The sequence below is a fragment of the Streptomyces spiramenti genome (genome assembly GCF_012034385.1).
Taxonomy (GTDB): domain Bacteria; phylum Actinomycetota; class Actinomycetes; order Streptomycetales; family Streptomycetaceae; genus Streptomyces; species Streptomyces spiramenti.
In genome coordinates, this window is the sequence record NZ_JAAVJB010000128.1 from 1 (window position 1) to 14,652 (window position 14,652).

At 75.4% G+C, this 14,652-nt stretch carries 8 protein-coding genes; 5 read left to right on the plus strand and 3 right to left on the minus strand.

The annotated features are described in order from the left end of the window. Positions 1 to 467: 467 nt before the first annotated feature. The gene (locus HCJ92_RS15425) at positions 468 to 2,222 is read right to left on the minus strand and encodes a DUF5691 domain-containing protein (RefSeq protein ID WP_167934172.1); all 1,755 of its coding nucleotides are present in this window, start codon (positions 2,220 to 2,222) and stop codon (positions 468 to 470) included. 89 nt (positions 2,223 to 2,311) lie between these two features. Continuing rightward, positions 2,312 to 3,685 carry an SWIM zinc finger family protein gene (locus tag HCJ92_RS15430; protein ID WP_167934173.1) on the minus strand — a complete coding sequence of 458 codons (1,374 nt, stop codon included), beginning with the start codon at positions 3,683 to 3,685 and terminating at the stop codon, positions 2,312 to 2,314. Between the two features lie 304 nt (positions 3,686 to 3,989). Here HCJ92_RS15430 and HCJ92_RS15435 point away from each other — a divergent pair, with 304 nt between their 5' ends. From HCJ92_RS15435 to sucD, 5 genes are all read left to right on the plus strand, one after another. After that, positions 3,990 to 5,114, plus strand: coding sequence for an ATP-binding protein (locus HCJ92_RS15435; RefSeq protein ID WP_245240903.1), 1,125 nt, complete (start codon positions 3,990 to 3,992; stop codon positions 5,112 to 5,114). Then, positions 5,111 to 7,525 (plus strand): DUF5682 family protein, encoded by a 2,415-nt coding sequence (locus HCJ92_RS15440; RefSeq protein WP_167934174.1) that lies wholly within the window; start codon positions 5,111 to 5,113, stop codon positions 7,523 to 7,525. Before HCJ92_RS15435 ends, HCJ92_RS15440 begins: the two co-directional genes overlap by 4 nt. Next, positions 7,522 to 8,709, plus strand: a complete 1,188-nt coding sequence (locus HCJ92_RS15445; RefSeq protein ID WP_167934175.1) for a VWA domain-containing protein — start codon at positions 7,522 to 7,524, stop codon at positions 8,707 to 8,709. The genes HCJ92_RS15440 and HCJ92_RS15445 overlap by 4 nt, the downstream gene beginning before the upstream one ends. A 307-nt stretch (positions 8,710 to 9,016) precedes the next feature. Continuing rightward, complete coding sequence (gene sucC, locus HCJ92_RS15450) at positions 9,017 to 10,192, plus strand: ADP-forming succinate--CoA ligase subunit beta (protein ID WP_167934176.1); 1,176 nt, start codon at positions 9,017 to 9,019, stop codon at positions 10,190 to 10,192. Between the two features lie 19 nt (positions 10,193 to 10,211). Further along, positions 10,212 to 11,096 carry a succinate--CoA ligase subunit alpha gene (gene sucD, locus HCJ92_RS15455; RefSeq protein ID WP_167934177.1) on the plus strand — a complete coding sequence of 295 codons (885 nt, stop codon included), beginning with the start codon at positions 10,212 to 10,214 and terminating at the stop codon, positions 11,094 to 11,096. A 123-nt stretch (positions 11,097 to 11,219) separates the two neighbouring features. On the opposite strand, the gene HCJ92_RS15460 is transcribed toward sucD, so the two are convergent. After that, positions 11,220 to 12,218, minus strand: a complete 999-nt coding sequence (locus HCJ92_RS15460) for a sigma factor-like helix-turn-helix DNA-binding protein (RefSeq protein ID WP_167934178.1) — start codon at positions 12,216 to 12,218, stop codon at positions 11,220 to 11,222. Positions 12,219 to 14,652: the final 2,434 nt, after the last annotated feature.

Here is a 14,652-nt window from a genome sequence, read left to right on the forward strand (position 1 = left end):
CGGTGGCCGTGGGGACGCGAGGGCCGTGCGGACGGGGCTGCGCGTTCCGTCGGCCGAGGTGCCGGGCGCGCACCGCTCGGCCGGTGCGGCCCGGGTGCGCGACGGCCCGGGCCGGGGTGCACCGGTCGCCGTTCCCCTCCGCCGGCCGCCCCGCCTCTGTCCTCTCCCTCTTGACGCCGCCGCTCGCCGTCACGGACGGCGGGACTCGCCCCGCCGGAGCAGCCGAAGCACCGCGGCGGGTTGCGCCGGTGAGAGGTGTCGTGAGCACCGGCGTCCGGAGCTCGGCGCGTGCCCCCGGCTCGCACCCGCCGGCCACCCTCGACCACCGCGCGACCCGTACCGGGCGGACGCCTGCGCGGTGGGGAACGTGGTAGGCGGCGGTTGACCACCGCGACCCCGGGCAGTTCGGAGCCGTCCGGACGCGGCGGCCTGGCTCCCGGCGCGCCACCCGTCCGGCGCATGCCGCGTCAGCGGTGTGGGTCGGGCGCCCCGTCGAGCAGTTCCGCGCGCATCTGCGCCCGGAGTTCCAGCGTGTGGGCGAAGGTGGTGAACGCCCGCTGCCAGCCCTGCGCCACACCGTCACCCGGTATCGCGGGCCGGGTTCTGGTGTTCTTCGCCGCCTCCCGGGCCGCGGCCTCCGCCTGCCGCTCGACCTCCGCCGCGGCGGAAGCCTCCTCTGCCAGTCGGCGGATCATCGGCCGTGCCTCCTGGATGTGGACGAAGTGCTGGGCCATCACCAGGACCGCCGCGTGGGTGGAGGGGTGGTGCTTCTCCACCCGCCACGAGGTGCGGGCCGCCGCGCCCACCGCCGCCGTCAGCGCCGAGGGCCACGGCGCCGGGCACCGCGACAGGACGTCCCCCGCCGCTCCCAGCCCCTGGGCGGTGACGAACCCCGTCGCCCACGCGGCACGGTCGTCGGCGGGCAACAGCGCCAGCAACCGCCCCGCGTTCGCGGTGCCACCGGGGAGCGGGCGCGCAGGATCGCCGAGCAGGGCTCGCGCCCAGCCGCGGTCGTCGTGGCGTACCGCCGCGAGGACCCAACCCAGCCGTAGCGTGTCCCCCCACTCCGCCGTGACGGGCAGCGCCGCGATCTCCTCGGCGGAGCGTCCGCCCAGGTGCTCACTCCAGGCCGACGGGGGTGTCGCCTCCAGCAACTGCTGCAACCACCACGACCGTTCACCCTGCCCTGCCTGCGCCCGGGCGACGATTCCGTCGCGCTGCATCTCCTCGTCGCAGGCGGTCGGCGGCGTGACGACGAGCTCCGGCCCGGCCCCGCCGGTCGCCTCCCGCAGCCGCACACTCGCCAACGCCCGCCCGGTCATCCGCGTACCGAGCGCCGACCCCGGCAGCAGGGTGAGCAGTTCCGCGGCTGCGGAACGCACCGTTCGGCTGCGGTCCGCCAGCGCCGACTCCAGGAACGACTCGTCCGCCGGGCCGAGACCGTCGCGCAGCAGGTCGACGAAGAGCAGCCGCTCCTCGGCCCGCTCCGACCTCCAGCTACCGGCGAGCAGCTCCCGGCCGGCTGCCGGGTCCTGCGCCCGCAGCGCCGTGAGCACCCCGACCCGCTCCGCGAACTGCCCCCGCTCCCAGAGCGAGACGTCGACCGCTCCAGTCGTGGGGGGCGACGGCGCGTGCTTCACCTTCGTGGCGAACTGCCACGAGGGGTTGAGCGCCGCGAGCCACCGGCCGCGCGGCCCGGCGAACGCCAGGGCCGCCTCCCGGTGGTCCCGGGCGCGCGCCGCGTCGAGGACCAACGGCAGCTGGATGTGCGGGGGCCGGTACCCCAGGTGGTTGGCGAGCTCCAGCCACTCCGGCAGCAACTGCTCCGGGTGGGGCCGATGCGCGTTCCACGAGGTCGCCACATAGCTGCTGCCCCGCGCGCCCGAGAAGAGGGTCCGGCACCGCGCGACCGCCGAGCGGGGGATCTCCGACCGCGAGTCGTCCCCCGAAGGTGCGAGGAACGGGCCCGGCGCCACCGCGGTGGCACCGGCGCGGGCGCGCACCGTGGCGGTCGCAGCCCTGTCGAGCAGCCCCGCCGCGGAGCCGCCGGGCAGCACGCGGCGCTCCGCACCGAGCAGGGCGGCGGTCACCAGCTCCTGCCACGCGGAGTCGGGCTCGCCGAACGACTCCCCGTGGGGGCTCGGCCCGCCCGCCGCCGGATCCATGGCCTTCTCCGCCGTCATCGCCCGGTCCTCCGTGTCCTTCGTGCCCGTCGTGGTCACCGCTGCCGTCCTCACCCTCGCCGGGTCTCTGCCCGCCGCTCCCGATGTCGATCGCGCCCCGCCGCCGGGGCCGCCCGCGAGGGCGCCGGTCACAGCCGCACCGCCCGTCCGCCGTCCCACACCGTGCGCGGAACGAACCCGGTGTGCCCGAGCTGACCGAAGACGGTGACCGGCCCGCCGCCGGACAGGGCCAGCAGCCGCCAGAGCACGGCCTCGTCGGCCTTCAGCGGCACCGCGGCCCCGCCGTCCGCGTCCGCCAACCGCCAGGCCGTCTGCTCGGTGTCCGGTATCGGCACCGGAACCACCGGGCCCAGGACGGCCGGCCAGGTGTCGACCCACGGGTCTGCCGCCACCGCCGCGCCGACCGCGGCCAGCGCCGTGCCGACCGGAGCCCCCGACGGCACCGGCCCGTCGGGGATCGGCGCGCCGTGCCGCTGGGCGACGCTCACCCGCAGCGGCGCCGCACCCGGATGAAAGGCCACCTCCGCCTCGAACTCGGAACCGACCGCCATCGGCGCCGCGGAAGAGGTGCCGGGGGCCGTGAAGTCGAGGACGAGCGCCCAGCGCGCGGTCTCCCGGCCGAGCAGCCAGGTGCGCGCCGTCCAGACCCGGCCGTCCTTGCTGCGCTTCGACCCCGCGACCAGCCAGTGATCCCGCACCAGGAGGCCGGCCTGCCGCGCGTCCGCCACCACCGTCGCGGTGTCCGTGGTGAACCCGACCCGCGACCGGACCGTCGCCGCCAGCGGCTCGGGGAGCTCGTCCACCCGCTCCAGGCCCCGCAGCAACAGGTGGAGCAGCGACATCTCCGCGAGTGCCGCCGACGGCCAACCGCGACCGGCGCCGATGATCGCGCCCAGCTCACCCGACCGGGTCGCGAGCCCGGGCGCCTGTGCGTCCACCATGCGTGCCGCGGTGTGCTGCCATGCCTCGTAACCCGACTGCTCCGCCCCTGCCAGGCCGCCCTCCACCGCGTCCGTGAGCCGTCTCGCCAGTTCGTCCGCCCCGTCGACGACCCGGGAGGTGCGCCGCTCCGCCCGTTGCCGCGCGGCCTCCTCGTCCTTCGGCTTGGCGGGCGCCTCGGGATCGGCGGCCTTCGCCTCCCGCCGACGCCTGCCGTCGATCCAGCTCTGCGCCCAGTCGGGAGCGGGGCCGCCGTCGGGCACCGCGGTTCCGGTGGTGTCACCCGCCCAGACCAGCAGCAGCCCCAGTCCGTGCTTGCACGGGAACTTGCGGCTCGGACAACTGCACGTGAAGCCCACCGTTCCGGCATCGGCGAGGTCCACCGCGGTGCGGTAGGGGGTCTTCCCCGAGCCCTTGCACAGGCCCCAGAGAGCTGTGCCACGCCGTGCCGCCTCCGACCAGGTGCTCGGCGTACCGAGTTTCTGGCCGGCTCGTTGTGACGCAGCGTCAGGGGCGAGTGCGAGCACCTGTTCCGTGGTCCAGCGGACCTGTTCTCCCGTCATGTCCCGGAACGCTAGGCGGTGCCACTGACAACGGCCTCCCCGTCGCCGCTGTCGGGACGAGCCGAAAATTGTTCAATCCCTTGTCCCCCAAGGGGTCTGGGGGTGTTCGACCTCGGCCGACCGGCCGTCGGACCGCCCGGTTGTCAGTGGTGGCGTGCAGAGTGATCCCCACAGCGACCGACGGCGCCACCGACGGGGGAGACGGCTCCTGCGCCCCCCTTTCGGTGACCGTGGGTCACTGCCGGCGTCTCCCGCCGGGACAGTCGAGACGCGGGGCGAACCCCGCCCGTCCGAGGGACAGCAGATGACCGCAGAGACCACCGGGCAGCCCGTGCTCCGCCCGCACGCCGAGGACGCCTTCGCCGAGGAGCTGAGCGCACTCGCCGCGGCCGACGACCGCCCCCGCCCCGCGCGCTGGAACCTGTCCCCGTGGGCCGTGGCGACCTACCTGCTCGGCGGCACCCTCCCCGACGGCACCGTCATCACTCCCAAGTACGTCGGCCCCCGCCGCATCGTCGAGGTCGCCGTCACCACGCTCGCCACCGACCGCGCCCTGCTGCTGCTCGGCGTGCCGGGAACGGCGAAGACCTGGGTGTCCGAACACCTCGCAGCTGCCGTCAGCGGCGACTCCACCCTGATCGTGCAGGGCACCGCGGGCACCTCCGAGGAGGCGATCCGCTACGGCTGGAACTACGCGCAGCTGCTCGCCAAGGGCCCCAGCCGCGAGGCGATGGTCGCCGGCCCCGTGATGCGCGCGATGAACGACGGCATGATCGCCCGGGTGGAGGAGCTCACCCGCATCCCGGCCGACGTGCAGGACACCCTGATCACCATCCTGTCGGAGAAGACCCTCCCGATCCCCGAACTGAACGACGAGGTCCAGGCCGTCCGGGGCTTCAACCTCATCGCCACCGCCAACAACCGCGACAAGGGCGTCAACGAGCTCTCCAGCGCACTGCGCCGCCGCTTCAACACCGTGGTGCTGCCGTTGCCCGCCAGCCCCGACGCGGAGGTCGAGATCGTCTCCCGCCGCGTCGACCAGCTGGGCCGCTCGCTCCAGCTCCCGGCCGCCCCCGACGCCATCGACGAGATCCGCCGCGTCGTCACCGTCTTCCGCGAGCTGCGGGACGGCGTCACCACGGACGGCCGGACCAAGGTCAAGTCCCCCTCCGGGACCCTCTCGACCGCCGAGGCGATCTCCGTGGTGACCAACGGCCTCGCCCTGGCGGCACACTTCGGCGACGGCGTGCTGCGCCCCGCCGACGTCGCCGCCGGCATCCAGGGCGCCGTCGTCCGCGACCCCGCCGCCGACTCCCTGGTGTGGCAGGAGTACCTGGAGACCGTGGTGCGGGAGCGCGACGGCTGGAGCGACTTCTACCGCGCCGCCCGTGACGCCGCGTCCGGCCGCCCGTACGGAGCTGCCGCATGACCGACCGTCCCCTGCTGCTCGGCGTCCGGCACCACGGACCCGGCTCCGCCCGATCCGTGCGAGCTGCGCTGGAGGCACACCGCCCCGCGGTGGTGCTGGTGGAGGGCCCGCCCGAGGCCGACGACATCGTGTCGCTCGCAGCCGACCCGGCGATGTCCCCACCGGTGGCGCTGCTGGCGCACGCGGTCAACGACAGCGGCCGGTCCGCCTTCTGGCCCCTGGCCGCCTTCTCGCCGGAGTGGGTCGCCATCCGCTGGGCGCTCGACCACGACGTCCCGGTCCGCTTCGTCGACCTCCCCGCGGCGCACTCCCTCGCGCCGCGTGACGAGGCGGCCCCCGGCGCGGCCGACGCCCCGGCCCCCGAGTCCGAAGGAGCCCCGGCGGCCGACGCCGACGGCGCCGAGGAGCCGGCGGGGAACGACACCGCGGCGGACCCCGCGGACCCCGCGGACCACCGGCTGCGCCGCGACCCGCTCGCCGCGCTCGCCGCGGCGGCCGGCCACGACGACCCCGAGCGCTGGTGGGAGGACGTGGTGGAGCACCGTGCCGGCGGTGACGACCCCGTCGCCCCGTTCGCCGCCGTCGAGGAGGCGATGACGGAGCTACGGGCCGCGGGCCCGGCGACCGGCGACGACCGCGACCTGGTCCGCGAGGCCCACATGCGGCTCCGGCTGCGGGAAGCCGTGAAGGAGTTCGGCGCCGGTTCCGTCGCCGTGGTCTGCGGTGCCTGGCACGTCCCCGCCCTCCGCGAGCGCCGCACCGTCGCCGCCGACCGCGCCCTGCTGCGGGGCCTGCCGAAGGTCCGCACCGAGATCACCTGGGTCCCGTGGACCCACCGCCGGCTGGGCCGCGCCCACGGCTACGGCGCCGGCATCGAGTCGCCCGGCTGGTACGGCCATCTGTACTCCGCGGCGGACCGGCCGGTCGCCCGGTGGATGACCAAGGTCGCCGGCCTGCTGCGGGACGAAGGGGTCCCGATCTCCTCCGCCCACGTCATCGAGGCCGTCCGGCTCGCCGAGACACTGGCCGCGATGCGCGGCAGGCCGCTGGCCGGACTGGGCGAGACGATCGACGCGGTCCGGGCGGTGATGTGCGACGGCGCCGACGTCCCCCTCGACCTCGTCGTCGACCGCCTCGTCGTCGGCGACGTCCTGGGAGAGGTCCCGGACTCCGCCCCCGCCGTCCCGCTGCAACGGGACCTCACCGCGCAACAGCGCCGCCTGCGGCTCAAGCCGGAGGCCGAGGAGCGCGCCCTGGACCTCGACCTCCGCAAGGACAACGACGCCGCCCGCAGCCGACTCCTCTACCGGCTGCGACTCCTCGGCGTGCCCTGGGCGACGCCGGCCGGCGGCACCAGCACCGGTACCTTCCGGGAGAGTTGGCGACTGGCCTGGGAGCCGGAGCTCGCGGTCCGGGTCGCGGAGTCCGGGATCTGGGGCACCACCGTCGAGTCGGCCGCGGCGGCGAGGGCCCGCGCGGACGCCGACGCCGCCGACTCGCTCGCCGCCCTCACGACCCTCGCCGAACTCTGCCTGCTGGCGGGGCTCGGCGAGGCGCTGCCGACGGTCATGGGGGCGCTCGCCGACCGCGCCGCGCTCGACACCGACGTCGCCGGACTCGCCGCGGCGCTCCCCGCACTGGTCCGCTCCGCCCGCTACGGCGACGTCCGCTCCACCGGCACCGAGGAACTGACCCGCGTAGCCCACGGTCTGGCAGAGCGCGTCTGCGTCGGGCTGCCGGCGGCCTGCACGGGACTGGACGACGACGGCGCCGCCGCGATGCGGCACCACGTCGAGAGCACCCACGCCGCCATCGCCCTGCTCGACGAGGACGGCCTCCGCGACCGCTGGCGCGGCACGCTGCGGCGGCTCGCGCGGCGCGATACCGTGCCCGCGGTGCTGCGCGGCCGAGCGGCCCGGTTCCTGCTGGACGAGGGCGTGTTGGCCGAGGACGAGGCGGACCGCCTGATCGGCCTGGAGCTGTCCCCGGCGGTCCCCCCGGCCCGCGCCGCCGGATGGATCGAGGGCTTCCTCGCCGGCGGCGGGCTCCTGCTGGTCCACGACGAGCGGCTCCTCGGTCTGATCGACGCCTGGCTCGCCGCCGTACCCGCCGACTCGTTCACCGACGTGCTGCCGCTGCTGCGCCGCAGCTTCGGCTCCTTCGAGCCCGGGGTCCGCAGGTCGGTCGGGGAGCTGGTCCGGCGCTCGCCGGGTGCCGAGACGGGCGGTTCCGCCACCGCGCCCACCCCGGGCTTCGGCGACCGGACCGACCCCGAGCGCGCCGACGCGGCGCTCCCCGTGCTCCGGCTGCTGCTCGGCCCGGAGTTCCCGGGCCACGACGCGGCGCGGGCCGTTCCGCCCGCCACCGAGCACCCCTCCCCGGCCGACGACCCGATCGGAGCCCCCGCATGAACGACACACCGCCCCCGGCGCCCGCTGCCGAGGCGGGCCGTACGGGCTCCGTCGCCGCGACCGCGGTGGACGACGCCGAACGGCAGCGCCGCTGGCGGCTGGTCCTGGGTGGCGCCGAGGACGGTACGGGCGTCACCCTGGCGGGACGGGACCTCGACCTGGACCGAACCCTGGACGTCGTCTACGGCGACGACACCCGCCGCGCGGGGCGAGGCGGCAGCGCGCCGGGGGTCGCCCGCTGGCTCGGCGACATCCGCACCTACTTCCCGACGTCGGTCGTCCAGGTCATGCAGCGCGACGCCATCAACCGCCTCGGTCTGGCGACCCTGCTTGCCGAACCGGAGATGCTGGAGGCCGCCGAGCCGGACGTCCACCTGGTGGGGACGCTGATCTCCCTCGGTCGCGCCATCCCCGGGCGCAGCAAGGACTCCGCCCGGGCGGTGGTACGCAAGGTCGTCGAGCAGTTGGAGCGGAAGCTCGCCGCCCGGACGCGGGCCACGCTCACCGGCGCCCTGGACCGTTCGGCCAAGGTCCGGCGCCCGCGGCACAGCGACATCGACTGGGACCGCACCATTCGCGCAAACCTGCACACCTACCTGCCGGAGCACGGCACGATCGTCCCCGAGCGGCTGGTGGGGTACGGGCGCGCGGGCCGGTCGGTGAAGAAGGACGTCATCCTCTGCATCGACCAGTCCGGCTCCATGGCGTCCTCGGTGGTCTACGCCTCGGTGTTCGGCGCGGTCCTGGCGTCGATGCGGTCCATCAACACCCGCCTGGTCGTGTTCGACACCAATGTCGTGGACCTCACCGAGGAGATCGAGGACCCGGTGGACGTGCTCTTCGGGGTGCAGCTGGGCGGCGGCACCGACATCAACCGGGCGGTGGCCTACTGCGAATCCCAGGTCACCCGCCCCTCGGAGACGGTGGTGGTGCTGATCAGCGACCTCTACGAGGGCGGCATCCGGGGCGAACTGCTCAAGCGGGTGGCCTCGATGAAGGCAGCGGGGGTCGAGTTCGTCACCCTGCTGGCGCTCTCCGACGACGGCGCACCCGCGTACGACCGGGGGCACGCCGCCGCGTTGACCGAGTTGGGCGCACCGGCCTTCGCCTGCACCCCCGACCTCTTCCCCGATGTCATGGCCGCGGCCATCGAGCGGCGCCCGCTGCCGATACCCGAGCCCTGAACCGCGCCTCGCGGGCGGCCTGCGGGACGGGCTCCCGGGGCCCGGTCGGCGTCGCGTCAGGCGGGACGGGGACGGCGTGCGCGCCGCCCCGAACGGGCCGCGGCGGGGGGCGGGCAGGGTACGGCAGGCACAGCTCGGCGGGAAGCGCTGTGACGGGACTCACCACGTAGGTGTGACGTGGATTTTAGGAGGTCCCGTCGCGCCCCCGTTACGCTGCCCTGCGGACCTGCCGCGGGCCACAGATCGCGGTCACGCGGCACGCCCACGCTGAATACGACCGCGAGACCACTACTGAGGACGGACACGCGTGGACCTGTTCGAGTACCAGGCGAGGGACCTCTTCGCCAAGCATGACGTGCCGGTGCTTGCCGGTGAAGTCATCGACACGCCGGAAGCGGCCCGCGAGGTGACCGAGCGGCTTGGCGGTCGCGCGGTCGTCAAGGCGCAGGTGAAGGTCGGTGGCCGCGGCAAGGCCGGTGGCGTCAAGCTCGCCTCCGACCCCGCTGACGCCGTCGCCAAGGCCGAGGCCATCCTGGGCATGGACATCAAGGGCCACACGGTCCACAAGGTGATGCTGGCCCAGACCGCGGACATCGTGGACGAGTACTACGTCTCGTTCCTGCTGGACCGCACCAACCGCACCTTCCTGGCCATGGCCTCCGTCGAGGGTGGTGTGGACATCGAGGAGGTGGCCGCGACCAAGCCCGAGGCGCTGGCGAAGGTCGCCGTGGACGCCGTGGACGGCGTCACCGAGGCCAAGGCCCGCGAGATCGTCGAGGCCGCGAAGTTCCCGGCCGAGATCGTCGACCAGGTCGTGGCGGCGCTCCAGAAGCTGTGGGACGTCTTCGTCAAGGAGGACGCCCTCCTCGTCGAGGTCAACCCGCTGGTGAAGACCGGTGACGGTCGGATCGTGGCGCTGGACGGCAAGGTGTCGCTGGACGCCAACGCCGAGTTCCGCCAGCCGGACCACGCCGCCCTGGAGGACAAGGCCGCGGCCGACCCGCTGGAGGCCGCCGCCAAGGCCAAGAACCTGAACTACGTCAAGCTCGACGGTCAGGTCGGCATCATCGGCAACGGCGCGGGCCTGGTGATGTCCACGCTGGACGTCGTCGCCTACGCCGGCGAGAAGCACTCCGGTGTCAAGCCCGCCAACTTCCTGGACATCGGCGGCGGCGCGTCGGCCGAGGTCATGGCCAACGGCCTGGAGATCATCCTCGGCGACCCGGACGTCCGCTCCGTGTTCGTGAACGTCTTCGGTGGCATCACCTCCTGCGACGCCGTCGCCAACGGCATCGTGCAGGCGCTCGAACTGCTGAAGTCCAAGGGCGAGGACGTCAACAAGCCCCTCGTGGTGCGTCTGGACGGCAACAACGCCGAGCTGGGCCGGAAGATCCTCACCGACGCCGCCCACCCGCTGGTGCAGCAGGTGGACACCATGGACGGCGCGGCCGACAAGGCCGCCGAGCTGGCTGCGGCCAAGTAAAGGACGAGGTCAACACAGCATGGCTATCTTCCTCACCAAGGAATCCAAGGTCATCGTCCAGGGGATGACCGGCTCCGAGGGCCAGAAGCACACCCGGCGGATGCTCGCCTCCGGCACCAACATCGTCGGCGGCGTCAACCCCCGCAAGGCGGGCACCACCGTCGACTTCGACGGCACCGAGGTACCGGTCTTCGGCGGCGTGAAGGAGGCCATCGAGGCCACCGGCGCTGACGTCACCGTCATCTTCGTCCCGGAGAAGTTCACCAAGAGCGCGGTCATCGAGGCGATCGACGCCGAGATCCCGCTCGCCGTCGTCATCACCGAGGGCATCGCGGTGCACGACACCGCGGAGTTCTGGGCGTACGCCGGCAAGAAGGGCAACAAGACCCGCATCGTCGGCCCCAACTGCCCGGGGCTGATCACCCCCGGCCAGTCCAACGCCGGCATCATCCCCGCGGACATCACCAACTCCGGCCGCATCGGCCTGGTGTCGAAGTCCGGCACGCTGACGTACCAGATGATGTACGAGCTGCGTGACCTCGGCTTCTCCACCTGCGTGGGCATCGGTGGCGACCCCATCATCGGCACCACCCACATCGACGCCCTCCAGGCGTTCGAGGCGGACCCCGACACCGACCTGATCGTCATGATCGGCGAGATCGGCGGCGACGCCGAGGAGCGTGCCGCGGACTTCATCAAGGCCAACGTGACCAAGCCGGTCGTCGGCTACGTCGCGGGCTTCACCGCGCCCGAGGGCAAGACGATGGGCCACGCCGGCGCCATCGTCTCCGGCTCCTCCGGCACGGCGCAGGCCAAGAAGGAGGCCCTGGAGGCCGCGGGTGTCAAGGTCGGCAAGACGCCGTCCGAGACCGCCCGCCTCGCCCGCGAGGTCCTGGCCGGCTGATCCCGGCCCCGTCCCCGCCCGTCGCGGGAACGACACCGCGCCCGTACCGCCTCACGGCGGTGCGGGCGCGGTCGCGTTCGGCGCCTCCGTCCCGGCGGGTGCCGCGGCCTTCCGCGCCGGGGATCAGCCGGTGAACAGCCCTGCGGTGACGGCCCCGGCGGTGACCACCACCAGGGCCACGGCCGCCTGCACCTGACGGCGACTCGTCCGCTCGCAGACCAGCCGCGCGCGTGAGGCCGGCAGCGGCGGCACCGGCTGCGAGGCGGTGAGGGTCTCCATCATTCCGCCGAGCACCTCGCCGCGCCGTTCCGGTTCGGCCTCCGCCAGCCGCGGCAGCCACGCGGTCAGCGACTCCCTGCCGCGCCGCACCCGCGCTTCGGCGGCAGCCGTCGTCGACTCCGACTCCGCCGCCGTCTCCGCCGGCCCGAGCCCGAGGGCGTCGTGCAGCACCAGCGCCCGCCGTTGGCCCGCAGGCAGGCGCAACAGCGCCACCAGCAGCGCCTGTTCCTCTCGCCCCGCACCGAGGGCGAGCGGGGTCCGCCCCCACGGACGGAACCGGTGCCAGGGCGACAGCGCGTACTCGTACGCCGCCGCCCGCACCCACCCGGCGGGGTCGCGGTCCACCGCCACCTCGGGCCACCGTTCCCACGCCACCCGGAACCCGTGGGAGACAGCGCGGGCCGCGGTCTCCCGACGGCCGCAGAGCAGGTACGCCTGCTGACCGATCGGACCGGCGTTCCGCAGGTACAGCGCGTCGAACGCGTGGATGGGGGTCATCGTGGCGTCGGGGTCGGAGGGGTCCGACGGGAAGACGCCGTCGAACAGCTCGTCCCGGTCGGCGTCTTCCCGGCGCTGCGCGTCCTCCCGGGGCCGTGCGTCCTCCCCGGGCTCCGAACCCCGTCGGGCCCCGGGGTCCTCCCGGGCGTCGGGGGTGTCCTGGGCGTCGGGGGTGTCCCGGGGACCGGCCTCCGCCGCGTGCTCGGGGGGCTTCCGGCGCGCGACATCCCCGCCGGGCCGGTGGTCGCCGGCACCGTCCGCCTCGGTGGGGGAGTCGGTCGCGGCCGGGGGCTCGGCCCTGCCCGCCCCCGGCGTCGGGCCCGCCGTGACCACTCCGGGGGCCACGTCGGTGGCGGCCGGAGTGACCCGGGCCCTCGCGACCGTGCCGTCTGCGACCTCCGCGACCTCTGCGACCTCCGCGACCTCTCCGCTCCCGCCGTTCGCGATGTCGGTCGCGCGGTCCTGCGCGCGCCACGCGAATCGGCCGCCGGCCCGCGACCCGGGCCGTCCCCTCCGCCCCGGCCGACTCCGGCCCCATCGACCGGCCGTCGGTGCGCCGGGTTCGGCGTCCGGCGGGGTCACGAACGCCCCCGCCGTTCCCGCGGTCCCCGTGGTCCCTGCTGCTCCCGTGGTCCGTGCCGTCTCCGCCGTGCCGTCCGCACCCGCGTTGCTCGCGGCGCGCCGGGACGGGGGTGTGCCGGTGGCGGGCGGTAGGGCGTCGGTCGGTGCCCCGCCGTCGCCCGAGGTGTCGGGCGAGGCGTCGGGAGCGCGGTGCGTGCCGGCCTCGACCTCCCCGCTCTGCGCGGGTTCGTCCCCGTTCGGCTTCGTCGTGCGCCGCCTGAAGGGCCGGGCGGCTCTGCCGCGAGCCCCCCGGCGTCCCGGTCTCCGCCGTGCCTCGGACCCGTCGGCGGCTTCGCCCGCCGCGTCGCCGACGGCGGGGCCGTGAGGGAGGACGCGGGGGCCGGCCTCGGCGGCCGACTCGTCCGTTACCGGGGGCGCCGCAGGCCCGGCGGGCCGGGCGGCTTCGGTGTCCGGTCCGGCTTCGGTGCTCGGTCCGGCGTCGGTCCGGTCGGCCGGTGCCGCGGTCGGGGACCGCCGGGCGGTACGTCGCAGCCAGCTCCCCCGGGGCCGCTGCTCGTCGTCCTCGTCGAGCAGCGGCTGACGGGTGTTCAGCGACGGCCCGGCCGTCGTTCCCGTCTCGCCCGAGTGGCGGAGCGCGCGGCGGGTGCGGCGTGGGGGGCGCGGCGCGGTGCCGCGCTCCGGCCCGGAGCCCTTCGGGCTCCCGTCGTCGGCCTCCGCCTCCGCCGCGGCTGCGCGGACCGCGTCCCGACTCTGGGCCCGGCGTTCCCGACGTGAGCGCCGACCCGCTCCGGGCTCGGCCCCGGCGCGCTGCTGTTCGGCCTCGGCGGCCGGTGGGCGACCCGCCTGGCCCGCCGATCCGTCGGGGCGGTCGGGGCGGTCGGGTCGGCTCCGCTCCGACCTGCCCCGCTCCGACCTGCCCCGCTGCGACCCGCTGCGCTCCGACCCACCCCGCTCGGAGCCGCCTCGGCCGGCCGGGGGGCCGGCCTTCCGGCGCCCGCCCCGGGCGTTCTGCTGACCCGTCGCCGTCTCGCTCGGGCCGCGTTCCGTCGCCTCGGGTCCGGTCGTCGGGCGGTCCGAGGCACGAGTGTGCGCCGGCCGGCCCCCGTCGGCTCGGTCCCCGTCCGGCTCGGAGGTGCCCGTCGGTGGCGCCGCCCGCCGGGGTGCACGGGCGGGGCGGTCGGCCGCGGTGTCGTCCTCGGCCGGCCGCTGCGTCGTGGGCAGCGGTCCGGTACCGGCGGCCATGGCCGTGGGCATGCCGTCCTCCTGGCGGCCGGTGGGTGGCGGCTGCGCACCGCGTGGCGCACCGGCGAGGGTGGTGCGACTGCGGGAGGCGACCGGGCCGCGGCCGGAGGTGCCGCGGGACGTCACGCGCCGGTGTCCCGGCGCCGCGCTTCCCTCCCCGCGGGAGGTCCGGCCCATGGGCGGTCGCAGTGCCGGTCGCTCACCGGCCGGACCGGCGCGTCGCCCGCCGCGAGCGGGGGCCACGGTCGCCCCCGTCGCCCCCGTCGCCCCCGTCGCCCCGGCGCGGTCCGCCGGGCCCGGGGCGTCGTCGGGCCGAGGCCCGTCGGTGGGGGTGGCCCGCCCGTCGAGGGCGGGACGGAGGAAGTCCCCGGGGGACCGAGGCGAGACGGTCGGAATGTCGGAGGGTGCGGAGGCGCCCCCGCCCCGACGTCCTGTCACCGGCGATGGCGCGACGGGGCCGGCGGACTGCGTCGGGCGGACCGACACGAAGGTCACAGCCTCCGCCGGGCCGCGCCAGGTGAACGTGCCGTGGGTCCTGACCGTGCGCCCCAGGGGTGGCGAGATCCTGCGCGTGGTCACCCGATCGGCGGAATCACCGGAGGTGGGTCGCGTGCCTCTCGGGTCGACCAGGGACGGGAGACGCGGCGTCGCGGTGCCGGTTCGTGATGCCGCCGCCGGGTGGTCCACAGGCTCCTGACCAGCCATCAGACCACCACCGCCCGCTGCCGTTCGGGCATGAAGGATTGTCTGAAAACACGCATATGTGCATTGTGTGTGACGTCGCCCGGAAATCCGCGATACCACGCCATTCACGGTGTTGTTGGCAGCATTGCCCGGGTGAGTGCCCTCTTCGCCGCGACCGTTGCCGCCGTGCGCGCCCTCCCCGCGCGGCTCCGGGGACCCCGCCGTGTCGCCGAGAGCGCCGCGGCGGACCCGCGCGCACCGCGCGCGGGTC